Origin of the sequence: Rhodococcus sp. UFZ-B548, assembly GCF_903819475.1 — a bacterium.
Classification (GTDB): Bacteria; Actinomycetota; Actinomycetes; order Mycobacteriales; family Mycobacteriaceae; genus Rhodococcus_F; species Rhodococcus_F erythropolis.
On record NZ_CAIJDS010000039.1, the window covers coordinates 24,979 to 50,318 of the forward strand.

The following is a 25,340-nucleotide window of genomic DNA, read 5'->3' on the forward strand; positions in this document are numbered from 1 at the left end:
GCGAGGCCTGCGCTCTCAGCGGCTGCCGTACTCAACCTGGTTCAGCACGGAAGAATCTGCGTTTCCGCTGCGGTCGATCTCGGGACGAGTGTTGTCCGACGCGGCGGCCGTGACACCGAAGATGACGCCGGCACCCAGAACGGCACCGATGACAGCGCTGGCCACACCGGGGACAAGGAACTTCGTCATCGCGGATCTCCCAATTGGTCGTTAGTCGGTCGTTCGCGGTCGGACGGACTTACCGGCCCGTACGAACTGCTCGGGTCAAGGTATCACCCGCACTCGAGAATCCGGACGATTACCCTCGTGACGTGCTGGTCAGTCGAGGGTTTCGGCACCGAGCGCGGTCAACAGAGTGCGCAGTTTCGTGGACGTCTCGTCGAGTTCGTCCTGCGGATCCGATTCGGCGACAATTCCACCACCCGCGCTGGCCCAGGCGTTGCGGCCGTCTGCACTGATCTCGGCGCAGCGGATGGCAACCACCCAATCGCCGTCACCGGCCTCGTCGCACCATCCCACGGCGCCGCCGTAGAAACGGCGAGGCTCCTCGGTCTCGCGGATGACTTTCAGTGCCGCGTCGGTGGGTGTTCCGCACAGCGCGGGCGTCGGATGCAGCGCGATGGCGAGGTCGAGCGCAGTGGTGTCGTTTCGCAGCGTGCCGCGGATCGGGCTGGCTAAGTGCCAGACCTCGTGAGTATTGGTCAGTTCGGGAGTTGCTGGCACCGACAGATCGCTGCACATCGGTTGCAGGACCTCGCGGATCCACGCCGTCACGAAGGCGTGCTCGGACAGATTCTTCGTCGAATGCAGAAGACTTTCGCCTGCCTCGCGGTCTTGATCGGCGTCGGCGGATCGCTTTGTGGTGCCGGCCAACGGGCGACATGTCACGACGCGCCCGCGTCGACTGACCAATACTTCGGGCGTCGCGCCGACCAGGCTGTGGCCCTCGAATTCGGCTCCCGCAGCAGAGAGGTCGACGGCAAAGGTGTTGGCGACGGGATTGAGCGCCGCCATGCGTGCGGCGAGCGCGGTCGGGGAGATCGGGGTCTGCGTCCGAAGTTCCACAGTGCGAGCCGCGACAACCTTGTCGATCTCGCCGCTGCGGAGGCGTCCGATCAACTTTTCCACCCGACGAAGATGCTCCGACGACGACGGGATCTCCCGGTCAACCCGGGTCGTGGGCAGGGCCTGGGGATCGCGCGGTTGCCACGGCCGCGACGTGATCGTCGCCTCGGCAGGTTCGTACAACGCCGTTGCGGCAGCCGGGTCGAAGGGGAGCGCTCCGACGATCAGCTTTGTCGTACCTGCCGACAGAGCGTGGGTGGCCGCGTCGGAGCTGTCGAAGCTGCGTCGTACGCCGCGGGTGACCACGCTGTGATCGGGGCACGAGAGAACAAAACCGTCCATGGTGGCTTCGACACTAGTCGGCCACGGATCAGGAATGCGCGAAGGTCACTTCCCTGGAGGGACGATCAACACCGGCCGATGACTGTGACGCAGAACATGATCCGCGACGCTGCTCTGCAGTAGCGACCGCAAACCCGTAGTGCCACGGGTGCCGGTCACGATGATGTCGACGTCCAATTCGTCTGCGGTTTCGCAGATTGCAGACCAGATCGCGGATCGGCACTCGGCGCTTCTGCCTTCGACGGTCAGGCCTGCGGCCTCGGCCAGTGCGACGCCCTCGGCGAGGGTGACTTTGGCGTCGGTGTACGCGATGTCCTCGACGTCGTCGTCGGGAACCCACTCCGGTTGCATCACCCCGGACAGGCCGGACATGCGAGCGGCCTGGCGAACCATCGGCTCCCAGGCAGTGACGAGAACAGCACGATTGGCGGAGAGGAAACGCCCCGCATAGTCGACTGCACGCTTGGCGTTGTCGGAACCGTCGTACGCGATGAGCATCAGACCTTGTGGCATCACGACCTCCTCGTCAGCGGGGGAATCGGTTCTCTTCCAGGCTACCGTCCCGATGTGCCCGTGAGGGAGTGTATGGGTACCGGGTCCGTTACGGTCGAGGTATGCGGATCAAGTTTCTGAAGGCTGCGACGACCATTGCTTTATGCGGAGGGTTGGTTGCGGGATGCTCGGGCGAGAACGGGACCGCCGATCCGGTTTCGAGCGCCCCGACCAGCACCACCTCCGAGATCACGTCGACGCCTGCGGCATCCAGCTCCGCGCCCGTCGCCGCGTCGTGCGGTAGCGACCTTCTGGCTTCGCTGTCCCTGCGTCAGAAACTTGCCCAGCTGCTCAACGTCGGCGTCACCGGGACCGACGACGCGTTGTCGATAGTGCAGAACGAGGAGATCGGCGGCATCTTCGTCGGAAGTTGGACCGATCAGTCGATGCTCACCAATCGCGAAGTGCCGCAGGTTGCTTCGGCGTCGAAGTTGCCGTTGATGGTGACGATCGACGAAGAAGGTGGACGAGTTTCCCGCGTCGCGGACATCCTCGGGCCCGATCCGTCGGCCAGGGAAACAGCGCAGACCATGACAGTGGAACAGACGTACCAGATGGCACTCGAGCGTGGACGTGGGTTGAAGGATCTCGGGATCACCGTCAACTACGCCCCCGACGTCGACGCCAGCAGCCAACCCGACGACTCCGTGATCGGAGACCGCTCGTACTCCGACGACCCCCAGACCGTGGTTGCCTACGCCGGTGCGTACGCGCAGGGTATGCGCGATGCCGGAATCTTCCCGGTGATCAAGCACTTTCCCGGACATGGCAGCGCGTCGGGTGACTCGCACCGGGGCGAGGTGACAACGCCGCCGCTACAGGATCTGATCGCATCGGACCTGATTCCCTTCCGTGAACTGTCGGGGACCGGAGTCGGCGTCATGATGGGTCACCTCGAGGTTCCCGGTCTGACCGAGCCCGGTACCCCTGCCAGCATCAGCCCCGCAGCCGTTGCGTTGCTTCGCGACGGAGTGGGTTACGGCGCAGCGCCGTTCACCGGCCCGGTATTCACCGACGACCTCAGCGGAATGCAGGCGATCACCGACCGATACGATATTGCCGACGCGGTTCAGGCTGCGCTGGTGGCTGGAGTCGATCAGGCATTGTGGCTGACAACCGACGACGTTCCGCGGGTGCTCGACCATCTCGAGCAGGCCGTCGCGTCCGGTGAGCTTCCGCAGGCGCGGGTCGATCAGGCCGTGGTCACAGTTGCCACTGCCAAAGGTGCCGTGACCTGCTGAGTCGAAGTCGGGATTCGACGCACAATCTTACCGTAGAGTAAGATCGACATTTACCCTGTGGTTGGAGGAAGCATGGCCGGCGGTACCAAGCGACTGCCACGCGCAGTGCGTGAGCAGCAGATGCTCGACGCGGCTGTGGACGTGTTCTCCGACAGGGGGTTTCACGAAACTTCGATGGACACCATCGCAGCCAAAGCCGAGATCTCGAAGCCGATGCTGTACCTGTACTACGGCTCGAAGGAAGAGCTGTTCGCGGCGTGCATTCATCGTGAAGGGCTCCGCTTCCTCGAAGCGCTCGCCCCGGCCGGCGCGCCGAACCTGACTCCGCGTGAACAATTGCGCGCCGCTCTCGAGGGCTTCCTCGGGTTCGTGGGCGCAAACCGCAAGTCGTGGATGGTGCTCTACCGTCAGGCCGTCGGGCAGCAGGCTTTTGCGGGAACCGTGCAGTCCAGCCGCGATCGGTTGATCGAGTTGACTGCGCATCTGCTCGAGTCCAGCACCAAGGATCCTGATGCCGCGCACGACTACGGGATCATCGCCATTGCGCTCGTCGGCGCCGGTGAGGCGGTAGCCGACCGGGTCGCGGGTGGGGAAATCGAAGTGGATGCCGCAGCGGATCTACTCGAATCCCTCGCGTGGCGCGGTCTGTCGGGCAAGAAGAAGTCCGAATAGCCCCCAAACCAATCTGAGCGAACGTACCTTTCAGCGCATCCAAGGCGCCGAAAGGTACGTTCGCTCAATTGGGGTGGGTGGGAAACCCGACAAAACTTAGGTCAGCGCAGCGTCGCCGTGACGTGCGGGTAGCCCTTCTTCGGGTGACGCAGCGACAGATCCCAGCCGCCGTCGGTGCGATCAGCGTAGGCATTCAGCGTCGCCGGTAGCAGAATCGGCTTGCCGAAACGCACGCTGTAGGTGACCTTGTCCGCGACGGATCCCTCGACGGTCCGCAGAACTGCCGCGGCACTCCACATTCCGTGAGCAATGGTCTTCGGGAAACCGAAAGCCTTGGCGCCCAGAGACGAGACGTGAATCGGATTGCGGTCGCCGGAGACGGCGGCGTACTTGCTGATCGTGGTCTGGTCGACGCGGATGGTGCTCATCGGCATCGGCGGGACCTCGTCGGCCTTGGGCTCCGGACCTGGCTGGCCGGACAGGGAGGTCTTCTGCTGGTTCAGGAAGCTCGAGGTCTGTCGCCAGACCAGTTCCCGTCCCACCCGAATTTCGGTGATCACGTCGATCAGCAGGCCCTTGCGGTGCTCACGCAGGTTCTCGGCATGCACCGAGAGGTCAAGCGGTTCGCTGACGGAGATGGGCCGCAGCGATTCGATGACGTTCTCGGCGTGAACGGAGCCGACGGCGGCGAAGGGGAAGTCCTTCGACACCATCAGCTTCATCACGGTCGGGAAGGCCAAGGTGAAGGGATACGTGATCGGCAGAGTGTCGCCGAATCGCAGTCCGGTCACGCGGCAGTACGACGCCAGATTGTCGGTGTCGACCTTCAGTCCGGTGAGGGTGAAGGTCTGCTGTGGCACCGAGCGCGAGTTGGACTTGTTCCACGGCAACAATCCCAGTACCGCCCGGGAGTAGATGTCGATGGTCTTTGGCTGCTCGGTGAGCGCGACGGTCTTTGTTGCCATCATGCGCCCAGGAGGCTCTGGCCGCAGACGCGAACGACCTGTCCCGTAACGGCATTGGAGGCCGGGCTGGCGAAGTATGCGACGGTCTCGGCGACGTCGACGGTCTCGCCGCCCTGCAGGAGCGAGCTCATGCGGCGGCCGGCTTCGCGGGTGGCGAAGGGGATGGCTGCGGTCATGGCGGTCTCGATGAAGCCCGGTGCGACGGCGTTGATGGTGATGTTCTTCTTCGCCAGGACGGGAGCTTCGGCGTGTACGAGGCCGATGACGCCGGCCTTGGAGGTGCCGTAGTTGGTCTGGCCGCGGTTGCCCGCGATGCCGGCGATGGAGGAGACGTCGACGACGCGGCCGCCTTCCTTGAGGGCGCCCTTCTCGACGAGGTGCTCGGTGATCTTCTGCGGTGCAAGAAGATTGACGTTCATGACCATGTTCCAGCGGCCCTCGTCCATGTTGGCGAGGGTCTTGTCGCGGGTGATGCCGGCGTTGTGGACGATGATGTCGGCTCCGCCGTGACGCTCGAGGAGGTGAGCTGCGAGGACCTCGGCTGCGTCGGCCGCCGTGACGTCGAGGGCGAGGGACGTGCCGCCGACCTTGTTCGCGGTCTCGGACAGTGCTTCGCCGGCGGCCGGGATGTCAGCGCAGACCACGTGTGCGCCGTCGCGGGCAAGCACCTCGGCGATTGTGGCACCGATGCCGCGGGCTGCGCCGGTGACGACGGCAACCTTTCCTTCGAGCGGCTTGTCCCAGCTTGCGGGCGCGACGGAATCTTCAGCACCGACGACGATGACCTGGCCGTCGACGAAGGCGGACTTTGCCGAAAGGAGAAAGCGCAGAGTCGATTCCACGCCGGACAGTCCGGTGGACGCCTTGGGGGAGACGTAGACCAGCTGAGCTGTGGAGCCGCGCTTGATCTCCTTGCCGACGCTGCGGGTGAAGCCTTCGAGCGCGCGCTGCGCGACATGCTCGTCGACGCTCGACGTTTCTTCCGGCGTCGTGCCGAGAACGACGACGCGAGCCGACGGTGCGAGGTTGCGGATCACGGGCTGGAAGAACTCGAACAGCTGCTCGAGCTCGCTGACCTGAGTGATTCCGGTGGCGTCGAACACGAGTCCGCCGAAGCTGCTGTCGTGTGCCTGAGCCGCCGGGTAGTCGGAGAGCAGTACGCGAAGTGGTTCTGCGAGCCGACCCTTGCCGCCGATGAGGACAGGTCCGGCGAGTGCGGGTTCCCCTGCTTTGTAGCGACGCAGGTTCTCGGGCCTGGGCAGGCCGGCCTTCGACGCGATGAATGCGCCGGGGGCGGACGAGAGGAACTGTGAATAGAGGTCGGGAGCTCCCTTGCTGGCTGCCACGGTCCTACCTTCTGTTGTGTTTCGGGTTGTCTCTCACCGGGCAATCGGAAGAATGCGGCGATAGACAAGTAACTTACTACTGAGTAAGAATAGTCTTCAACAGGTAATCGCACCATCCTTGGAGACGCAAGTGACAAGCAAAGCCCGTTCAAACGCAAAGCCCGCCGCACCGCGCACCGCACCGGCCGCAGCCGCTGCGAAGTCCGCAGGTCAGCGCCGTCCGGTTGCGATCGTCGGCGGAAATCGCATTCCGTTCGCACGCTCGGACAAGGCGTACGCACAGGCGTCCAACCAGGACATGTTCACTGCGACGCTCGACGGTCTGGTGAGCCGATTCAATCTGCAGGGCGAGAAGCTCGGCATGGTCGTCGGCGGTGCGGTGCTCAAGCACAGCCGTGATTTCAATCTCATTCGCGAGTCCGTTCTCGGCAGCGCGCTGAGCCCGTACACGTCGGCGTACGACCTTCAGCAGGCGTGTGGCACGGGACTGCAGTCGATCATCGCCGTCGGCGACGCCATTTCGGCCGGCCGCATCGATTCCGGCATCGGCGGCGGCACGGACACCACGTCCGACGCCCCGATCGGCGTCAACGATCAGGCGCGCGAGTTCCTGCTCTCCCTCAATCGCGCGAAGTCCACGGGCGACCGCATCAAGCTGCTCGGCAACGTCCGTGCGGGCATGCTCGGCCTCGAAATTCCGCGCAACGGCGAGCCTCGCACCGGCAAGTCGATGGGTGACCACGCTGCGATCACCGCCAAGGAATTCGGCATCAAGCGCGAGGACCAGGACGAACTTGCCGCTGCCAGCCACAAGAACATGGCGGCTGCCTACGACCGCGGTTTCTTCGACGACCTCGTCACCCCGTTCCTCGGCCTGACCCGCGACGACAACCTCCGTCCCGGTTCGACCGTCGAGAAGCTGTCGACGCTCAAGCCTGTCTTCGGTACCAAGCTCGGCGACGCGACGATGACGGCAGGCAACTCGACGCCGCTCACCGACGGCGCTTCTGCAGTCCTCCTCTCCACCGACGAGTGGGCAGCCGAGCGCAACCTTCCGGTTCTGGCGCACCTCGTCGATTCCGAAACCGCTGCCGTCGACTACGTCCACGGCAAAGACGGGTTGCTCATGGCTCCCACGTACGCGATTCCGCGTTTGCTGGCCCGCAACGGTCTGACCTTGCAGGACTTCGATTACTACGAGATCCACGAAGCCTTCGCTTCGGTGGTTCTGGCAACCCTGCAGGCCTTCGAGTCCGACGAGTACTGCAAGGAACGCCTCGGCCTCGACGGCGCGTTGGGATCGATCGACCGAAGCAAGCTCAATGTCAACGGATCGTCCTTGGCTGCAGGTCACCCGTTCGCGGCAACCGGCGGACGTATTGTGGCTTCCCTCGCAAAGATGCTCGCGGAGAAGGGTTCGGGCCGCGGTCTGATCTCGATCTGTGCGGCCGGTGGCCAGGGTGTCACGGCGATTATCGAGCGGTAACCGCTCCACAATCTCCTCACGCGACTGAAAACTGCGCTCACCTGCAGTGATCGTCGCGAGGGGATGCGTAATCGGGGATCCGGCCACGAGGGGTGGCCGGATCCCCGAACTCTTTGCAAACTTTTTCGCGCAGGCGTGTAACGCTGCAGAATAGCTACCGATATTCATGACAGCCCCGTGTTGCTGCCTGACCCCCGACCTGGCAGCAGCGCGGGGCTCTCGTATGTCCGGATATCCTGTATTGAGTTGTCGGTGAGCGCCGCAGCGACGGTTGATGCAGCGAGGAGCCAACAGGTGAGTGACGAAGAGGGTCCGTCCGTCGAGAAGACGAACAGCGAGGACTCGTCCCTCCCGGAACAGGAACTCGAGTCGGTCGAGGAACCTCAGGCGGTCGAAGAGACCGAGTCGGTCGAGGAACCCAAGACCCCTGAGGACACCGAGGCGGTTGTCGAGGCTGAATCAGTAGAACCTGAACCAGCCGAAGCACCAAGGCCAGTCGACGAAGACGCAATCGATTCCATAGAAGCGACAGTCGACGAAGCAATAGACGAGCCCACAATCGTCGAACCGTCCATCGGCGAATCGGCAAACGAGGTCACCACCGTCATCCCAGTCGTCCCAGCGGAGGACGCACCGCCGACGGAAGTAGTCGACTCGGCTCCGGCGACAGAAGCCATCGACGAGCAGACAGAGCAGTTCGAGCCCCCGGCAGTGGTGGTTCCCCCGAAGCCGCCGCGTCCCGAGTTCGTGCAGCAGTACGACACCCAGCAATTCGAACCCATCCAGCAGCAGTACGAGCCTGTTGTCCGCGAACCAGAGGCAGTTGCACCACCAGCACCGCAACAACAGCCAGAAGCGCCCGCTCCGGCTTCTTCCCGTAAGTGGGTCAAACCAGCGATAGCACTCGGCGCCATCTTTGCCGTCGCAGTGATTGCCTACGGAGTGGACATCTTCACGTCGTCGGGGAAGACACCACGCGGCACCCAGGTCGCCGGGGTGGACATCGGTGACCTCACGCCTGCCGACGCAGAGGCCACGCTGCGCGCCGAACTCGGCCCAAGGCTCGTCGAACCGGTAGCGGTACATGCCGGCGGCGTCGATTCCGAGATCGTTCCCGCATCTGCGGGTGTGGACGTCGACTGGTCGGCGACGCTCTCGGGCGTGAACGCTCAGCCGATCAACCCGATCACCCGCATCACGTCGTTCTTCGGCTCCCGCGAGGTGCCCGTGGTGTCGACGGTCGACCAGGGTGCGTTGGATGCCTCGATGTCGCAACTTGCGGCGAACAGCGATCGTGCGCCCGTCGAAGGCGCAGTCGTGTTCGAGAGTGGGAAGGCGACGGGTGTTTCACCTGCCGCCGGCCAGGCTCTCGAAACGCAGCAGGCGGGCGCAACGTTCGCCGCGGAGTGGTCTGACGGTGGCGTCGTCGATCTTCCGGTCGACGAGGTGCCGGTGACGGTCACTCAGGCCGGTGTCGATCGCGCACTGCAGGAGATTGCCATTCCGGCTGCCTCGGGTGATGTCGTGGTCAACGGCCGTGACGGCAAGGTTGCGACGCTCGGCGTCGACCAGATCGGTGAGGTTCTGACCTTCACACCTGACGGCTCGGGTGGGCTGACTCCGCAGTACAACACGGATGCTGCGATCAAGATTCTGACTCCGCAGTTGGTATCGACTGAAGTACAACCCAAGGACGCGTCGTTCACCTTCGCCGGTGGTAAGCCGTCGGTTGTGCCGGGTGTTGTCGGTGATCTGATCAACTGGCCGGACACGGTCAAGGAACTTCCGGTTCTGCTGGGCAGTACGGCTTCTCGGGCAACGCCCGCAGTGTACGGACCGGTCCCGCCGGCGTTGACCACCGAAGCCGCGGATGCCCTCGGCATCAACGAGGTGATCGGCGAATTCACCACCGGTGGTTTCGAATACGCGTCTGGAGTGAATATCGGCTTGGCTGCGTCGGAGATCGACGGGGCCGTGATCAAGCCAGGGGATACGTTCTCGCTCAACGAGTACACGGGTCCGCGCGGTGCGGCTCAGGGATACGTCGAGTCGGGGATCATCAACAATGGTCGCCCGGACAAGGCTGTCGGCGGCGGTATCAGCCAGCTCGCGACGACGCTCTACAACGCGACGTATTTCGCAGGCATGGACGACGTCGCGCACACCGAGCACAGTTACTACATCTCGCGGTACCCCGAAGCGCGTGAGGCGACCATCTTCGATGGTGCGATCGACTTGCAGTTCCGTAATCCGGCGAAGACCGGCGTGATGATCGAGACGATTGCGACGTCGTCGAACATCACCGTTCGGATCTGGGGAACCAAAACCGTCGATGTCGCTTCGACGACCGGCCCGCGCACGTCGCCGACATCGCCGAACACCGTGACGTTGCCGGAGGGGCCTGGTTGTGTGGCTTCGAGCGGTGCGCCCGGATTCACGGTCAGCGACACCCGCGTGATCACCGACCACGCGAGTGGCGCCGAGATTTCCTCGAACACCCGGACCGTCAAGTACGACCCGGTGCCGATCGTGAAGTGCGAGTAGGGAACTACTTGCCGACGAGTGGGCCGAGGGTGCGGCCCGCGAGGTCGACGATGCCTGGCTCTTCGCCGTTGGTGATCAGGTTGATCACGACGCCGTCGATGCCGTGGTCGAGGATGCGCGTCTGAACCTGCTCGGCGACGTCGTCCGGGCTGCCGACGAAATGGCGTTCGGTGGCCTTGGCGACCACGTCTTCCGGCGCCGTAGTGATGTCGAGGCCACGCTCCGCGAGGAACGTTCGCTGATGCGCGCGAGCCTTGTCGCCGTCCTCGTCGATCATCATGAACGTGAGGAAGCTGGTCTCGAGAGTTGCGGGATCGCGACCGGCTTCGTCGCAGCGTGCCGCAAGTGCTTCCATCTTGCGGGGCAGTTCCGACGGGTCGCAGATGATGTTGAGGTGATCCGCGAAGCGAGCGGCGAGGCCGAACGTCTTCTTCTCACCGCCACCGCCGAGCAGGATCGGCAGGTCGTCGCGGACGCGAGGCTCGTTGATGGCGTCCTTGACGTGGTACCACTTGCCGTCGAAGGTGGGGCGCTCACCGCGGAGCATCGGCGCGATGATCTGCAGTGCTTCGTCGAGCTTCTGGAAGCGCTCGGTGAACGTTCCGAACTCGTATCCGAACGAATTGTGTTCGAGTTCGAACCAACCGGCGCCGATGCCCAGGATGGCCCGACCGCCGCTCACCACGTCGAGGGTGGTGACGGTCTTGGCGAGCATGGGCGGATTGCGGTAGGTGTTTCCCGTGACCAGTGCAGACAACTGGATGGTCTCGGTGGCCGTCGCCAGCGCGGAGAGCGCGGAGTAGGCCTCGAGCATCGGGGCGTCCGGCGCTCCGATGCCGGGGAGTTGGTAGAAGTGATCCATCACGAATGCAGTGTCGAAGCCTGCGGCTTCGGCTTCGCGGGCCTGCGCTATGACGGTGGGGAAGAGGTCCTTGACCGGACCGCCGTAGCTGAAGTTGGGCATCTGGTATCCGAGGCGAGTGCTCACCGTTTCGACGTTACTCGCGATCGGTTGACCTGGCACGATTTTACCAACTCTATGGATTCCGTTGTGCTGGGCAGACTTCCGGAATTCAGAGAAGTTCTTCGGCCGCTTCGCGTCGCTTGGCGCGCTGCTGGTGAAGCTTTACGCCTAGTGCGGCTGCCGTGGCGCCGAGGAGTGCGCCGACCCCAGCGCCGGCCCAAGTCGCGATTCCGTCGCCCGGATGAGCTACGAGTTGGGCGACGACGCCGATCAATGCGATCAGATAGACGGACCCAGCCACGAGAGATCGGGGTTGGAGACCCTTCATGCTTGCGTAGACGTCGACGTCATGGGCCTGCGCGTAGCGGAGCACCACCATCGAACAGACAAACCATCCGATGACCAGACCCAATGAAATCCATGCGCCGGTGCGTCCGGCAACCCACGGCAGAATTGCCGCTGCGATCAACGTGATCCAGTAGGCGAATTGGAACCCCACGGCCGAGGCTTCGTTCCAGACGTCGCGCTGACGCTCGTCCTTGTAGAAGTCGTCGTCCAGATCTCCGACGAACCGCATTGCCTTCATCATGGTGCTCATGCCGTCTCCTCTGGAATTTCTGCGGTGAGTGCCGATTCGGGTAGGGGAAAGAGCGCTTCGACGGTGGTCCCCAGTGCCAGTGCCAGGCGAAGTGCCAGGTAGACACTCGGTGCGTAGTCGCCGCGTTCGACGGAGACAATGCTCTGTCTGCTCACCTGACCTGCCGTGGCCAGTTGCGCCTGGGTGAGGCCGGCGAGGCGTCGGTGCTCCCGCACGTTGTTGTCGCCGGCCTTTCCAGTCATGGGAAAAGTAAAGAATACTTGTCACATGATGTCAAGTTTACTTGTCATATGAGAGGCTGACGAGCATGCGTGAACGATTTCTCGAGATCGCCCTGGCCAATCCAGTGGTCGCAACGATCGTGGATCGGGCGCCGAAGCTGGGATTGCCGGAGTGGCACCTGACGGCGGGTGGGCTCTTCCAAACCGTCTGGAATCACATCGACGGCCGTGACCTCGGCGCCGGAATCAAGGACTACGACCTCTTCTATTTCGACGCCGGCGATCTGAGCTACGACGCGGAGGACCGTGTGATTCGTTCGGCGGCAGAACTGTTCGCCGATGTGGATGCCGATGTCGAAGTACGCAACGAAGCCCGCGTGCACCTGTGGTACGAGCAGCATTTCGGGATTCCCGGCGTTCCGTTCACCAGTTGCCGCGACGCTATCGACCACTTCGCTTCCACAACTTGCTGTTTCGGGATCACCAAGGCCGCGGGCGGCACTGTGGACGTGTATGCCCCGCATGGATACGACGATCTTTTCGACATGATCGTCCGCCCCAACCCGGTGCTGGCGCCGAGAGAGGTTTACGAGGCCAAGGCGGCACGGTGGCGCAGGGAATGGCCTGCGCTGACCGTGGAGCCTTGGCCGGAGACCCTGACCTAGACTTCGATCGGCGGATGCAGCCTGTCCATGGTCCATTGCCGATTTCGGCGTGCAGCAAGTGAACTGGCCCCGAGTGAGGCGACGAGAAGGCCGCCGAGGACGGCGATCGAGACCCACAGTCTCGAGTCGATACCGCCGACGGTGAGTTGTCGTAGCCCGTTCACCGCGTAGGTCATCGGGTCGAAGGGGTGGATGATCTGGAACGGTTTCGCGGTGGTTTCGACGGGATAGATGCCGCCGGCCGAAACCAGTTGCAGCATCAGGAACGCCAGGGTGATGACGCGTCCGACGGAGACTCCGAAGATGGCGTTGAATGCCTGGATCAACGCCATATACGTGGCAGTGATGAGCATCAGGAATCCGACGGTGCCGAGGGCGTGTGTGGGGTGCAGGCCGACGGCGAAGTGCACGACCAGGTACATCACGATCACCTGGCAGATGCCGATGAGCAATGCCGGCCAGTACGAGGCGAGGACCACTCGCAGCGCGCCGAGTCCGTTTGCGATGGGCCGGTTCTGGAGCGGCTTGAGCAGCATCCAGGTGATGATGCCGCCCACGAACAGCGCGAGGGGCAGGAAGAACGGAGCAAAACCGGTACCGAAGGTACTTGCCCGGTTCTCGTAGGTCTCCTGTAGTTCGACCGGGCTGGAGAGGGTTTGAGCGGTTGCGGTTCGCTGCTGATCGGTCCAACTGGGAACCTGACCGGCGCCCTCGGTGAGTTTGGTCGCGAGTTCGGCAGACCCGGCACGGAGTTGCTCGGTGCCGTCGGCGAGTTTGGCTGCACCATCGGAGAGTTGGACGCTGCCGTCGGTGAGTTGAACCAGTCCACTGCTGAGGGTTTGAGCGCCGTCGTTGACTTGCTGACCGCCGTCACGCAGCTGCACCAGGCCGTTGCGGAGTTCACCGCCGCCGTTGGCCGCGGCATTCAGCCCGGCTCGGAAGGTGCTCGACGGATCGTCGAGTTGGTAAGCGAGTTGTTGTGCACCGCTCTTGAGTTCGCCCAGTTGGCCCATGGTCGCTTCACCGAAACCCTGAGTGCGCAGCATGTCCTGGGCAGGCGCGAGGGCATTGGCGATCTGTTGGCTGACAGGATCCGGGTTCAGCCGAAGGCTGGCCACCGCCTGCCCGACCAGTTGTGCAACGTCTGCCTGTGTGTTCCCGAGGACGCTCAGTTGGTCGACGACCTGGGTGACGCCACCACTGAGTTGGCTTGCGCCGTCGCCCAGTTGGACGGCTCCGAGATCGAGTTGCCCCAAACCGTCGGTCAGTGCGAGGACGCCGTCCGTGGCGGTATTGATACCGGTCGAGAGTTGCGCTGTACCGCCGGCAAGAGTGGCTGCACCGTCACGTGCGGTAACCATGTTGTCTGCCAGCGTTTTCGAGCCCGACGCCAATTCGCCGGCTCCGGCGTTGGCAGTGTTCACTCCGGCCGAGAGCTGGAGTGCTCCGTCGGCGGCCTGCTTCAAACCTGCACCCGCATCGGTCAATCCGACCAGAACCGTCTCGACGGACTGCGCGCCGATCTTGTCGCTGACTTGACTGAGAACCTGCTGGGCGGCATTTTGGCCGATGATGGTGCCGAGGTAGTTGTTGACGTCGTTGAAGGTGAACTGCAACTGAGCTTTGTGGGGGTCCTTGGACGTCGGGGAGGCAACGGCCTCGCTGAAATTCTCGGGCAGAGTGAGAGAGAAGTAGTACGTCCCGTCCGAGACTCCCTGTTCGGCTTCCTGCTGTGAGACCAGGTGGAGATCGAGCTCACCGGAATCGAGAAGTGCTTGGCTTACTTCGTCGCCAGCCTTGAGCTCTTGACCCTGCACCATTGCACCGCGGTCGGTGTTGACCAGTGCGACGGGGACCTTGTTGACCTCACCGAACGGATTCCAGAAGGCCCACAGGTACATTGCGCCGTACAGCAGTGGCATCAAGATGATGGTGACGAGTGCGATCCTGGGCATCGCGCCGCGGGAGAACCGCTTGAGTTCGGTTCCGAGAGACATTCCAGCGAGCATCGCGGTTACCTCGCCCCTTCTTGGTCGGGATTGGTGACTTCTTGGAGCAGGGCGACGGCATCGATGGGTGATCCGTCGGGCAGCGGGTTGACGGTCGACGCGATGATGGTCTGGTAGCTCCCCATCTCGACGAGTCGCTCGACGAGGTACGCGCGTTCGGAGTCGCGCCGCACCTGTTCGAGATCGTCGACGACGAGCAGGGCCGGCTTCTTCGTGTTCGCGACGGCGATACGCAGCAGGGTCGCCTCGAGTTCCCCGAGATCGCTGACGTACCGGCCGAGCGCAGGTAAGGGATGATCGCCGAAGACGGGAGCGCACACCGCTTCGAGTTCGCGGTCTCCGGCACGTCCGATGAGCTTGTACCAGGGCGCATCCCAGCGAATTTGTTCGGTGATCAGATCTCGGACGGTGACGGACTCGGCAAGCTCGTCGATGTCCTCGAACCCGGCGACCCCGGCGATCTCGAAGATCTCTCGGGGACGCGTTCGACCGAAGACGGACAGTGATCCGGAACTGGCTTTCATTCGTCCGCTGAGTGTCAGAAGTAAGGACGTACGTCCTGAACCGGCGGAGCCTTCGAGGATGGTCACACCGCCTGCACGAATCTCGAGATTGACGGGTCCGAACACCGGCCCCCATGGGCCGTCGAGCGCCAAGTCCGTGGCGGTCAATGCCAGTTCAGGGGCGTAATCGAGTTGTGCGTGCTCTGGTGCGACCACGATGATCACCTGTCTGTTGATCTACTCGGCCTTCGAAAGAACCGAGTGCTGGTTCAGTGGACGTTCGTGCTCACCCAATCACATCGGTAGCGGGTGAGCGGTCCCACGAATGGGATGTGTCGGACACGATCGGTAACTTGGAGACCGAACGGTATGTATTCTGTTGGAAACGGGCAGGGGGTGTCGAGGTGCCGGTTCGTAGACGCGGTATGTGCGCGTTACTGGTCATGGCCGCCCTGTCAGTTGTCTCCTGTGGCGGTGAGCGCGAGTCGCCCCCGTTCGTGTCGAGCGAGAGGCTTTTCGAGTTCACCGGTCGCAATGTCGGACCCTTGACCGTTCCGCCCTTGCCTTCCGATCGGCACGAGTCCGAAGCAGCGCCATACGGAGCCATCACCCTGTCCGGTGGGTGGAGCGGCGCAGCCAATGTCTCGCTGCCCGGATCCGTCACGTGTTTCGAGCACAACTGGGCGGATTCGCTGCCCGCCGGTCACCGTCAGTGGGCCTACGAGGTGCACACGAGTTCCTTCTACGAGTACGACGGCGGCGGCGAATATCCGGGGCGTGATTTCCAGTTGCAGGTCTACGTGAACGAAAACCCGGAACCAGGTCAGTCCGGGGCGACGATGATGTTCTCGGATCAGAGCGGACAGTTCGTGTCCTTCGGCGGCGGCGTCGACAATTCCATCGAAATAGTCAGTTCTCCGGACCGCAGGCGCGTGGCGCTTTCCCTGGTAGGAACGGCGGCACGGCCCGGCGAACAACCGACGACGTCCGTACTGTCCGCACAGATCAGTTGCCCGACCGTCGAGCGCAGATGACCACAGATTGCCTTGACTGCCGAGCATGAAAATGCCGGTCCCGAAACATTCTCGGGACCGGCACTTTTCATGAATCAGGAACGAATCAGAATGCTGCTTCGTCGATCTCCATGATGTCGTTCTCGGTGTTCGCGATGATCTCGCGTGAAGCGGTGAGCTCGGGCAGGACGTTCTTGGTGAAGAAGGACGCGATGGCGACCTTGCCCTCGTAGAAGCCCTTGTCCTTGTCGGAAGCGCCGTTGTCGAGTGCTGCGAGAGCGATCTCGGACTGGCGGAGGAGCTGCCAGCCGATGAGCAGGTCGCCGACGGACATCAGGAAGCGGACGGAGCCGAGGCCGACCTTGTACAGCTCGGTGGGCTGCTCCTGAGCTCCCATGAGGAAGCCGGTGAGCGTGGCAGCCATGGCCTGGACGTCTTCGAGTGCGGTGGCGAGCAGTGCGCGCTCCGCCTTCAGGCGACCGTTGCCGGCTTCGCTGTCGATGAAGGTCTTGATCTGTCCGGCAACGTGAGCGAGGGCGACGCCGCGGTCACGAGCGATCTTGCGGAAGAAGAAGTCCTGAGCCTGGATGGCCGTGGTGCCTTCGTACAGCGAGTCGATCTTGGAGTCGCGGATGTACTGCTCGATCGGGTAGTCCTGCAGGAAGCCGGAGCCACCGAGGGTCTGCAGGCTGTCCGTCAGGTACTGGTACGCACGCTCGGAGCCGACGCCCTTGACGATCGGGAGCAGCAGGTCGTTGACGCGGAACGCGGTGTCCTTGTCTGCGCCCGAGACGAGCTGGGCGACAACCTCGTCCTGGTGTGCTGCGGTGTAGAGGTACACCGCGCGCAGGCCTTCGGCGTATGCCTTCTGCATTGCCAGGCTGCGACGCACGTCGGGGTGGTGCGTGATGGTCACGCGCGGTGCTGCCTTGTTGGTCATCTGGGTCAGGTCAGCACCCTGAACGCGCTGCTTGGCGTAATCGAGAGCGTTGAGGTAACCGGTGGAGAGGGTGGCGATTGCCTTGGTGCCGACCATCATTCGAGCGTGCTCGATGACGTCGAACATCTGGGCGATGCCGTTGTGGACCTCGCCGACCAGCCAGCCCTGTGCGGGGATGCCGTGGCCACCGAAGGTGACCTCACATGTGGCGGAGACCTTCAGGCCCATCTTGTGCTCGACGTTGGTGACGAAGACGCCGTTACGCTCGCCGAACTCTTCGGTCTCGAAGTTGAAGTGCGTCTTCGGGACGAAGAACAGGCTCAGGCCCTTGGTGCCGGGTCCGGCGCCTTCGGGGCGAGCGAGAACGAGGTGGAAGATGTTCTCGAACAGGTCGTCCGAGTCGGCCGAGGTGATGAAGCGCTTGACGCCCTCGATGTGCCAGGAGCCGTCGTCCTGCTTGATCGCCTTGGTGCGTCCGGCACCGACGTCGGAGCCGGCGTCGGGCTCGGTGAGGACCATCGTGGCGCCCCATCCGCGTTCGACGATGGTTGCTGCCCACTTCTTCTGCTCTTCGGTGCCGTTGTTGAACAGCACGTCCGCGAAGGCGGGTCCGGCCTGGTACATGTGCGCTGCAGGCTGTGCGCCCAGGATCAGCTCACCGATGGCCCACACGACCGAGCGGGGAACCGGCACGCCGCCGACCTCTTCGCTCAGTCCCATGCGGTACCACTCGGCATCCCACAGAGCCTTGAACGACTTCTTGAAGGATTCCGGAAGTGCAACGGTGTGCGTCTCGGGATCGAAGACAGGGGGGTTGCGGTCCGCATCGGCGAAAGATTCGCCAAGCGGTCCCTCGGCCAGGCGTGCGACCTCTGCCAGCATGTTGCGGACAGTGTCGGCATCCAGGTCGCCCCAAGCGCCTTCGCTCAGTGGCTTCTCCAGTCCGAGAACCTCGAAGAGGTTGAACTCCAGGTCCCGAACGTTGCTCTTGTAATGGCCCATGTCTTCTGCTTCTCCCAGTGAGGTGGTGCGGTCCAGCACTCCTAGTACCGCCCGAAGTTTATTACTCGTCGGTAACTTAATACATGTTACTAGCCGTTCTTTGCATTGCCAACACCGGATTTGCGTCCGATGACAAGCGCGTCGACCGCGATTCCCGTTTCGGTGTGTCTGTGCGGATTTCCGGCGATCTCGAACTCGAGCCTTCCTTGGAACTCCTGCATCAATTCTTCTGGTGTGTAAAGGATTTCGGGATCTTTCGGTCCGCCGACGCCGTAGTCGATGTTGCTTCGGTCGTGCCCCAAAATCATGAGGATTCCATCAGGTTTCAGAGAATTTATGGCACGGTTCACAACCAGGGTGCGTTGTGGTGCGGGCAGATGAAGGTAAAGAAGCAGGGCCAAGTCGTATCCCTGCCCGTTCCTTGAGGCGTAATCCGCGACGGTGACGTCGCCGCATCGGTAGTCGAGCCGGTCGAGAACCGATCGAGGTGAGCGGGCCGCGATCGTGCGGGCTTTCTCGATCGCGACGGCCGAGTAGTCGATGCCGGTGACCTCCCAACCGCGGGTCGCGAGCCACAACGCGTTACGGCCCTCGCCGCACGCCAGGTCGAGTGCCTGGCCGTGGGGGAGGGCCGTCGCGTATTCCACCAGCAGTTCGTTGGGAGGAGCGCCCCAGACGAGCTCGGTTTCTTCGTACTTCTTGTCCCAGGCCGCCGCATCCATAGATGACGACGGTAGTGCCACTCAGTGGTTACGCACTCCGTCCATCGGGTTCTTGCGAAGGGCGGCGCGCGTCGGGATCGCGATGGAGACAAATCCCAGAACAGCGGTCACCGCGACGATGGAACCGTAGATCGCCGGTGAAATCGCCGGGATCGGCTGCCCGGACACCGCTACGGCGATACCCATCAGAGGCGGCAGGGCGATCAGTGATCCGACCACGACGGCGATTCCCACCACCATCAACGACTCGATGCGCATCATTGCGCGGACCTGCCTCGTCCGCGAGCCCACCAGTTGAAGGAGCGCGAACTCGCGGGAACGCTCGGCAGTGGCGGCGACCAGGGTGTTCACGACGGCGACTGCGAGATAGCCGAGCAGGACGAGTACGGCGAGGATGCTGACCCAGGACTGCATACGACGCTGATCTTCGCCCGCGGCCCCGAACTGGTCCTGGTTCATCGCGGCGATCGAGGGGAACGAGCGCAACGACTGCTGGACTTCGGCCGACCGTCCGGGTTCGGCAGCAACCAGAACGGTGTCGATCAGAGCGTCGGTGGAGTGCTGACGCAAAGTCTGGATCGGCATGGTCACGTCCCCGAATCCGAGGCCGCGACCATATTTTGCGACGACCATCGGATGCACCAGTGTGCCGTCCCCTAGATAGAGGTCGACGCGCTGACCTACCTTGGCTCCGAGTGTGAAGGCGCCGTCTTCGCTCACGGCAACGGTATCGCCGGTCAGAGCGCTCAGGTCGCCCTCGGTCACCGCGAGATCGAGGGTCGCGTCGGCGCTGGCGGCGTCGATGCCCTGGGCAGCGATCGCGCTGTCGGCTGAGCCGCCTTCCTCACCGCTGGGTACCGGCAGGACTTGACTGCGGACCACTGGGTTTGCCGCACTCACTCCGGGCACCGATGCGATCGAGTCGAGGAGCGAAGGAGCGATGCCGGCCGGCGCGCCGACGATCAGGTCGGCGGTGACGCCCTTGATCGACTGGTTGGTCGCCTCGGCGGCGACGGTGCTCTGGCTGAAGAACTGCACCGAGCCCAGTGCGATTGCGAGAGCCAATGGAACAACCGCCGACGAGAGCCGTCTCGAATTGGATTCGGCGTTGGCGGCAGCGAGAACTTTGGACGCCGACCCACTACGGCGCAGTGGACCGCCGATCACCTTGATGATGCCGCGCACCAACAAGGGGCCGAGCAGCGCGACCGAGAAGATCAACAACAGTGCGCTCGAACCGGCTCCAGCGGCTGCCACGCTGCCGGGCAGGAAAGCGGGGAGCACGCACGCGCTGAGGCCGGCGGCGCCGAAGATCAGCCCGGTGACGATGCGTCCGCGGCTCAGTTTCGCCGGGCCGCTTTCGGATTCGCGAAGCGCTTCGACGGGGTCGAGCTTCGCCGGTCGTCGTGCCGCGATCGCCGCTGCCGCGCGGGCAGTGAGTACGCAGATCAGGAATGCCGCGATCGCCGGAAGCGGGCTGTACGCCAACGCGAAATCGGTGGGCATGACCCCGGCGTCGGCAAACTGTGCACCCAGGAATCGGGCGAGCAGGTATCCGGGCACCGCGCCGAGAGCCGCCGCAGCCGCCGCGACGAGCAGCACTTCACGTCCGATCATGACGTGGACTTGTCGCGTGGTGGCCCCGATTGCCCGCAACAGAGCGAACTCTCGGCGTCTGGCGTTGATCGAGAGCGACAGCGTGCTGGAAACGACGAACATACTGACCATCAACGCGAGACCGGCAAACGACGCGCAGAGCACGATCAACTGGGTCCGCGCAGCACCGGCGTCGAGGAATTCGATGCCTCCGCGCGCAGTGCCGGTCGAGACCTCCGCGCCGGTTCCGGCGAGTGCATCGCGGGCGAGAGCGGCAGCATCCACGCCTGCGGGAGTGATCAATCCGACTGCGGTGACAGCGTTCTGGTGCGGCCACAACCGTTCGGCCTCTGCGTCGTAGAGGAAGACGAGTGCCGGACGGTCGGGTGACGGCGCCGACGCCGAATCAGCTGTGCCGACGACGGTGTACTCGTCAGCTATCGCGCCGTGAGCCAGCGTGATTTGCTCGCCGAGAGCGGCGCCCGTGGTCGAGACCACCTCGTCTCGGCTCTGCGGAGCGCGCCCCTCGGTGAGCGAGTACGGCGCCAATTGTGCTGTGTTCCAAGGATGTGCGTCGAGTACGACGCCCTCGGCGGTGCTGACGGGGACGGAGATGTCGGGAATCACCGTGACATCGAGGGCATCGAGCTTGCGGACGGTATCGCCGTCGAGGAGAACTCGCTCGGCAAAAGGCTGATCGGCGTCTTCCTTGACCTCGAGCGCCTGTGGTGCACTCACGACGGCGTCGGCACCGGCGTAGAGATGTGGTGAGACTCCGCCTCGCACTCCCGATTCCAGGAGCACACCCAGACCGCAGGTGAGGAGCGCTGCGCAGAATACGGAGACGAACACGGCGACGAAACCGGAGCGATGCGCTTTCAGGTGCGCAAAGGTGTGCGCTTTCATCATCACCAGTCCCCGAGGTGTGTCATGCGCTCGGCGATCTGCTGCGGCGTCGGGCGGTCGATGTGCCCTACCAGTTTCCCGTCGGCGAGGAACAGCACACGATCGGCGTACGACGCGGCCACCGGGTCGTGCGTGACCATGACGATGGTCTGATCGAACTCGGCGGCTGTCCGGCGCAACAACTCCAGAACCTGCTTGGCGCTGCGGGAGTCGAGGGCGCCGGTCGGCTCGTCGGCAAAGAGTGCGTCGGGGTGAGTGACGAGGGCGCGCGCGATGGCGACGCGTTGCTGCTGACCGCCGGACAGTTCGGAGGGTTTGCGCTTGCGGTGCGATCCGAGTCCGACGGATTCGAGGACGAAGGTCAGGTACTGCTTGTCGGCTCGTCGTCCGGCGAGGAGTAGGGGGAGCGTGACGTTCTGCTCGACGTCGAGAGCGCCGAGCAGGTTGTAGGCCTGGAAGACGAAACCGATGTGATCGCGACGGAAGATGCTGCGGGCCTTCGGCTTCAGCTGTGAGATCTCGGTGTCGCCCAGCCACACCGATCCGCTGCTCGGTCGATCGAGCCCTGCGGCGCAGTGCAGGAAAGTGCTCTTGCCCGATCCGGACGGGCCCATCACGGCGGTGAAGGTGCTGCGCGGCAAGGTGAGGCTGATGTTGTCGAGGGCGGTCACGGCGCCGCGGCCGTTGCCGTAGATCTTGCTGACGCCTTCGAGTCGCACGGCGGATGTTCGGGCGGCCGTGGCACCAGGGGCCGGCGGGGCGAGGACCGAGTGTCGATTCTTCATGGGATGAACGCTATGGAGATTCGGCATTCGTCGACATCCAGCAGGGTCCCGAATCAATGGTGTAGCCAGCTGTAGTGGATCGCGGCATCAGGTGCGGCATGCTGGGGCAGTGAAGAAGAGAACCAGGGCTGCGGTGTACGTGCTCGTCGAGGGTGCGGCAGCCGTGGTCTCCCTGTTCTTGCTGATGGTCGGTCTCATTCTGCTGTCGCTCTCGATTCTGATCGTCGGCTGGTTGCTGTTGCCGTCGTACGTGCGGGTGCTCCGGTGGTGGGCGGGTCTGGCCCGCAAGAGAACGGCTGCGTACACCGGACGCCCTGTTCTGCAGCGATACCCACCGATGCCAAGCAATCCGACCTTCGGGGATTGGCGCCGGTTCCTCACCGATCAGTCGACCAGGCGCGACGCGGCCTGGCTGTCGATTCATGGTCTGGGGGCTTTCGTCGCGGCGATGCTGACCATTGCTCTGCCACTCGGTGCACTCAATTCGATTGCCGTCCCGCTGTACTGGCAGCAGATGCCCGCCGGTGAACCCGTCAACAATCCGTACCCCGTGACGTCGTGGTTGGGCGCTGCCGGAATGCCGTTGATCGGCATCCTGTACCTCCTGATCGCGTGGTGGTTGGTCCCCGCGATGGCGAAGTGGATCAGCTGGTCGACCACGACTTTGCTTGCGCCGGACACGCGTTCGGACCTCTCGAAGCGCGTCACCGCCCTGACGGCCAGCCGCGCTGCGGCGCTCGACGCACATTCGGCCGAACTCAAGCGCATCGAGCGGGATCTGCACGACGGCGCGCAGAACCGTCTGGTCGCGGTGGTGATGATGTTGGGGATGGCCGAGCGGTCGTTGCAGAACAATCCGGACCAGGCTCTGCCACAACTGCATCGGGCCCAGGATGCGGCCACCGAGGCGTTGAGCGAACTCCGGACGTTGGTGCACGACATCTACCCGCCGATCCTCGACGAGTTGGGTCTGGAGGGCGCGATCTCCGCGCTCGCCGGGCGCTCCGCCGTGCCCTGCGTACTCGAGATCGACGAACTCCGCCGTGCCCCGGCTGCCGTCGAGGCTGCTGCGTACTTCGTCGTCGCCGAGGCCTTGACCAACGTCGCAAAACACAGCGGAGCGCGCAGTGTCACCGTCACGGCACGGACGGAGGCGTCGGACGACTCGTTGGGTGAGACGATGCTCATCGACGTGATCGACGATGGTCAGGGCGGCGCGAACGAACGCCCGGGCGGCGGCGTGGCGGGTATCCGACGCCGGGTCGAGGCTTTCGAAGGAACCGCAGTATTGGAGAGCCCGGAGGGTGGACCGACAACGATGAGGGTGGAACTACCGTGCGGATTCTGATTGCCGAGGACGACGCTCTCCTGCGAGAGGGGCTGGCACTGCTGCTCCGCGGAGAGGGCTTCGAGGTGTCTGCCGTCTCCGACGCCGCACAGTTCCTCACGGTGTTCGAGGAGACCGCCCCCGACGCCGCGGTGCTCGACGTCCGGATGCCTCCTACTTTCACCAACGAGGGGCTTCGAGCGGCGATCGAGGTGCGCAAGCTTCGCCCGGGCTTTCCCGTCCTGGTCCTTTCCGCGTACGTCGAGGATCGCTACGCCGGTGAATTGTTGGCAGGAGGCGCCGGCGGGGTCGGGTACCTGCTCAAGGAACGGGTCGGCAAGGTAGCCGAGTTCGTGGACGCATTGAACCGGGTCGTCGACGGCGGAACCGTGATGGATCCCGAGGTCGTATCCCAACTGATGAGCCGTCGACGCGCCGACGATCCGATCAGATCACTGACCCCACGCGAGTCCGAGGTTCTCGGACTGATGGCGGAGGGGCTGGGAAATCAGGAAATCGCCAGGAAACTGGTCGTCAGCGACACTGCTGTGAGCAAGCACATAGGAAATATCTTCGCAAAACTCGGCCTGTCGGCTTCCGAAAGCGGGCATCGTCGTGTTTTGGCAGTTCTAGCTCATTTACGCGCCTGATCGTGGATCTGGACTACATACCTGACCGAAGCGTAATGTGAGCCAGCCTCATGTTGTTGCCGTGATCGAACGGTGACCTGAGAGGCAGGGGCTTATGTCCTGTACGTAACGTGTGATGTCGAATGCGCGTCATCACCAGAAACCAACGAGGAGATCGATCAATGGGTAAGCCGATTGCCAGTGTGGCCGGAGGTCGGCAGTCCGTCCTTCTCGGGCTCGGCGTTCACCGCCCGGAGCGAGTCGTGACCAACGACGAGATCTGCGAGCTGATCGATTCCACCGACGAGTGGATCCAGACGCGATCGGGTATCAAGTCGCGCCGGTTCTCCGGCGAAGGTGAAGGCATCCTCGCGATGTCGATCAGCGCGGCCCGTAAAGCACTGGACGTCAGCGGCATTGCTCCCGAGCAGATCGGCGCCGTGATCATCGCGACGTCGACGTGGGACCTGCAGACTCCTCAGGCTGCGTCCATCGTCGCCCACGAGCTCGGCATCAAGGGTCCTGCTGCATTCGACGTCGCGGCAGGCTGCGCCGGTTTCTGTACCGCCCTTGCCGTGGCCAGCGACCTCGTTCGCGGCGGCACGGTTGATCACGTACTCGTCGTCGGCGTCGAGTTGATGAGCGAGGCCACCGAGCCCACCGATCGCAGCGTTCGCTTCATCTTCGGTGACGGCGCAGGCGCAGTTGTCGTCGGCCCGAGCGATACCGTCGGAATCGGCCCGGTCGAGTGGGGTTCGGACGGCAGCCAGTCCGACGCCATCGTTCAGGAGCCGAGCTGGCTCGACTACACCAAGAACCCGACCGGACCTCGGCCGTGGATCAAGATGGCCGGTACCGCGGTGTTCCGCTGGGCTGCCTTCGAGATGGGCAAGGTCGCCACTCGCACCCTGGAGAAGTCGGGGCTGGGTATCGAGGACATCGACGCTTTTGTGCCACACCAGGCAAACCAGCGCATCAACGAGGTCATCGCTCGCAGCATGAAGCTGCCCGAGGGCTTCCCCGTCTCCAACGACATCGCCGAGACGGGCAACACGTCCGCGGCCTCGATCCCGCTCGCCATGGAGCAGATGCTGCGCGACGGCCAGTGCAAGCCGGGCGACAAGGCATTGCTTCTCGCCTTCGGTGCGGGTCTGTCCTTCGCCGGCCAGGTTGTCGTCATGCCGCCGTTGGCTGGAGCGGAATCAGCCTGATCTTCTCTCGTGACGAGCGCCTCGAACCCCACGGTT

Annotated in this window: 23 protein-coding genes; 9 read left to right on the forward strand and 14 right to left on the reverse strand. The window is 63.7% G+C overall.

Going from position 1 to position 25,340, the window contains the following annotated elements:
* Positions 1 to 15: 15 nt before the first annotated feature.
* The 3 genes from H7C86_RS26065 to H7C86_RS26075 form a co-directional block, all read right to left on the reverse strand.
* A complete protein-coding gene (locus H7C86_RS26065; RefSeq protein WP_003945488.1) occupies positions 16 to 189 on the reverse strand; it encodes a DUF2613 domain-containing protein in 174 nt (57 codons plus the stop codon).
* Between the two features lie 129 nt (positions 190 to 318).
* Positions 319 to 1,407: an isochorismate synthase MenF gene (locus H7C86_RS26070; RefSeq protein WP_182262495.1), complete on the reverse strand. Its 1,089-nt coding sequence runs from the start codon at positions 1,405 to 1,407 to the stop codon at positions 319 to 321.
* Between the two features lie 45 nt (positions 1,408 to 1,452).
* The gene (locus H7C86_RS26075) at positions 1,453 to 1,920 is read right to left on the reverse strand and encodes a universal stress protein (RefSeq protein ID WP_003945900.1); all 468 of its coding nucleotides are present in this window, start codon (positions 1,918 to 1,920) and stop codon (positions 1,453 to 1,455) included.
* Between the two features lie 101 nt (positions 1,921 to 2,021).
* Between H7C86_RS26075 and H7C86_RS26080 the strand changes: the two genes are divergently transcribed.
* A complete protein-coding gene (locus H7C86_RS26080) occupies positions 2,022 to 3,200 on the forward strand; it encodes a glycoside hydrolase family 3 N-terminal domain-containing protein (RefSeq protein ID WP_182262496.1) in 1,179 nt (392 codons plus the stop codon).
* 72 nt (positions 3,201 to 3,272) lie between these two features.
* Positions 3,273 to 3,872 (forward strand): TetR/AcrR family transcriptional regulator, encoded by a 600-nt coding sequence (locus H7C86_RS26085; protein ID WP_003945885.1) that lies wholly within the window; start codon positions 3,273 to 3,275, stop codon positions 3,870 to 3,872.
* A 101-nt stretch (positions 3,873 to 3,973) separates the two neighbouring features.
* Here the strand turns inward: H7C86_RS26085 and H7C86_RS26090 are convergent, their stop codons facing one another.
* Both H7C86_RS26090 and H7C86_RS26095 read right to left on the reverse strand, forming a co-directional pair.
* Complete coding sequence (locus tag H7C86_RS26090) at positions 3,974 to 4,837, reverse strand: MaoC/PaaZ C-terminal domain-containing protein (protein ID WP_182262507.1); 864 nt, start codon at positions 4,835 to 4,837, stop codon at positions 3,974 to 3,976.
* Entirely contained in the window at positions 4,837 to 6,183 is a 1,347-nt protein-coding gene (locus H7C86_RS26095; protein ID WP_003945596.1) for a 3-oxoacyl-ACP reductase, read from the reverse strand. The genes H7C86_RS26090 and H7C86_RS26095 overlap by 1 nt, the downstream gene beginning before the upstream one ends.
* A gap of 130 nt (positions 6,184 to 6,313) precedes the next feature.
* On the opposite strand from H7C86_RS26095, the gene H7C86_RS26100 reads away from it, so the two are divergent.
* Positions 6,314 to 7,669: an acetyl-CoA C-acetyltransferase gene (locus tag H7C86_RS26100; RefSeq protein WP_019747140.1), complete on the forward strand. Its 1,356-nt coding sequence runs from the start codon at positions 6,314 to 6,316 to the stop codon at positions 7,667 to 7,669.
* Positions 7,670 to 7,963: 294 nt separating this feature from the next.
* Positions 7,964 to 10,213 (forward strand): VanW family protein, encoded by a 2,250-nt coding sequence (locus tag H7C86_RS26105; RefSeq protein WP_182262497.1) that lies wholly within the window; start codon positions 7,964 to 7,966, stop codon positions 10,211 to 10,213.
* Positions 10,214 to 10,217: 4 nt separating this feature from the next.
* Here the strand turns inward: H7C86_RS26105 and H7C86_RS26110 are convergent, their stop codons facing one another.
* From H7C86_RS26110 to H7C86_RS26120, 3 genes are all read right to left on the reverse strand, one after another.
* A complete protein-coding gene (locus H7C86_RS26110) occupies positions 10,218 to 11,201 on the reverse strand; it encodes an LLM class F420-dependent oxidoreductase (protein ID WP_024487540.1) in 984 nt (327 codons plus the stop codon).
* An 85-nt stretch (positions 11,202 to 11,286) separates the two neighbouring features.
* Positions 11,287 to 11,775, reverse strand: coding sequence for a hypothetical protein (locus H7C86_RS26115; protein WP_042950943.1), 489 nt, complete (start codon positions 11,773 to 11,775; stop codon positions 11,287 to 11,289).
* Positions 11,772 to 12,017 carry a helix-turn-helix transcriptional regulator gene (locus H7C86_RS26120; RefSeq protein ID WP_019747144.1) on the reverse strand — a complete coding sequence of 82 codons (246 nt, stop codon included), beginning with the start codon at positions 12,015 to 12,017 and terminating at the stop codon, positions 11,772 to 11,774. Before H7C86_RS26120 ends, H7C86_RS26115 begins: the two co-directional genes overlap by 4 nt.
* 65 nt (positions 12,018 to 12,082) lie before the next feature.
* Between H7C86_RS26120 and H7C86_RS26125 the strand changes: the two genes are divergently transcribed.
* Complete coding sequence (locus H7C86_RS26125) at positions 12,083 to 12,661, forward strand: nucleotidyltransferase family protein (protein WP_182262498.1); 579 nt, start codon at positions 12,083 to 12,085, stop codon at positions 12,659 to 12,661.
* On the opposite strand, the gene H7C86_RS26130 is transcribed toward H7C86_RS26125, so the two are convergent.
* Together H7C86_RS26130 and H7C86_RS26135 are read right to left on the reverse strand one after the other, a co-directional pair.
* The gene (locus H7C86_RS26130; protein ID WP_021333162.1) at positions 12,658 to 14,670 is read right to left on the reverse strand and encodes a YhgE/Pip domain-containing protein; all 2,013 of its coding nucleotides are present in this window, start codon (positions 14,668 to 14,670) and stop codon (positions 12,658 to 12,660) included. The genes H7C86_RS26125 and H7C86_RS26130 overlap by 4 nt on opposite strands.
* A 5-nt stretch (positions 14,671 to 14,675) precedes the next feature.
* Positions 14,676 to 15,398, reverse strand: coding sequence for an ATP-binding cassette domain-containing protein (locus H7C86_RS26135; RefSeq protein WP_019747147.1), 723 nt, complete (start codon positions 15,396 to 15,398; stop codon positions 14,676 to 14,678).
* A 179-nt stretch (positions 15,399 to 15,577) separates the two neighbouring features.
* On the opposite strand from H7C86_RS26135, the gene H7C86_RS26140 reads away from it, so the two are divergent.
* Complete coding sequence (locus H7C86_RS26140; RefSeq protein ID WP_241840959.1) at positions 15,578 to 16,207, forward strand: hypothetical protein; 630 nt, start codon at positions 15,578 to 15,580, stop codon at positions 16,205 to 16,207.
* An 85-nt stretch (positions 16,208 to 16,292) separates the two neighbouring features.
* Here H7C86_RS26140 and H7C86_RS26145 read toward each other — a convergent pair whose 3' ends face one another.
* The 4 genes from H7C86_RS26145 to H7C86_RS26160 all read right to left on the reverse strand — a co-directional run bounded on the left by H7C86_RS26145 (position 16,293) and on the right by H7C86_RS26160 (position 22,137).
* Complete coding sequence (locus H7C86_RS26145; RefSeq protein WP_020906438.1) at positions 16,293 to 18,128, reverse strand: acyl-CoA dehydrogenase; 1,836 nt, start codon at positions 18,126 to 18,128, stop codon at positions 16,293 to 16,295.
* A gap of 89 nt (positions 18,129 to 18,217) precedes the next feature.
* Positions 18,218 to 18,850, reverse strand: a complete 633-nt coding sequence (locus H7C86_RS26150; protein WP_019747150.1) for a bifunctional 2-polyprenyl-6-hydroxyphenol methylase/3-demethylubiquinol 3-O-methyltransferase UbiG — start codon at positions 18,848 to 18,850, stop codon at positions 18,218 to 18,220.
* A gap of 21 nt (positions 18,851 to 18,871) precedes the next feature.
* On the reverse strand, positions 18,872 to 21,355 hold the full coding sequence (locus H7C86_RS26155; protein WP_182262499.1) for an FtsX-like permease family protein: 2,484 nt from the start codon (positions 21,353 to 21,355) through the stop codon (positions 18,872 to 18,874).
* The gene (locus H7C86_RS26160; protein ID WP_019747152.1) at positions 21,355 to 22,137 is read right to left on the reverse strand and encodes an ABC transporter ATP-binding protein; all 783 of its coding nucleotides are present in this window, start codon (positions 22,135 to 22,137) and stop codon (positions 21,355 to 21,357) included. Before H7C86_RS26160 ends, H7C86_RS26155 begins: the two co-directional genes overlap by 1 nt.
* A 109-nt stretch (positions 22,138 to 22,246) precedes the next feature.
* Between H7C86_RS26160 and H7C86_RS26165 the strand changes: the two genes are divergently transcribed.
* The 3 genes from H7C86_RS26165 to H7C86_RS26175 all read left to right on the forward strand — a co-directional run bounded on the left by H7C86_RS26165 (position 22,247) and on the right by H7C86_RS26175 (position 25,304).
* Positions 22,247 to 23,485, forward strand: coding sequence for a sensor histidine kinase (locus tag H7C86_RS26165; RefSeq protein ID WP_223257929.1), 1,239 nt, complete (start codon positions 22,247 to 22,249; stop codon positions 23,483 to 23,485).
* Positions 23,473 to 24,114 carry a response regulator transcription factor gene (locus tag H7C86_RS26170; protein WP_003945784.1) on the forward strand — a complete coding sequence of 214 codons (642 nt, stop codon included), beginning with the start codon at positions 23,473 to 23,475 and terminating at the stop codon, positions 24,112 to 24,114. Before H7C86_RS26165 ends, H7C86_RS26170 begins: the two co-directional genes overlap by 13 nt.
* Positions 24,115 to 24,275: 161 nt before the next feature.
* Positions 24,276 to 25,304, forward strand: a complete 1,029-nt coding sequence (locus H7C86_RS26175; protein WP_003945837.1) for a beta-ketoacyl-ACP synthase III — start codon at positions 24,276 to 24,278, stop codon at positions 25,302 to 25,304.
* Positions 25,305 to 25,340 lie beyond the last annotated feature (36 nt).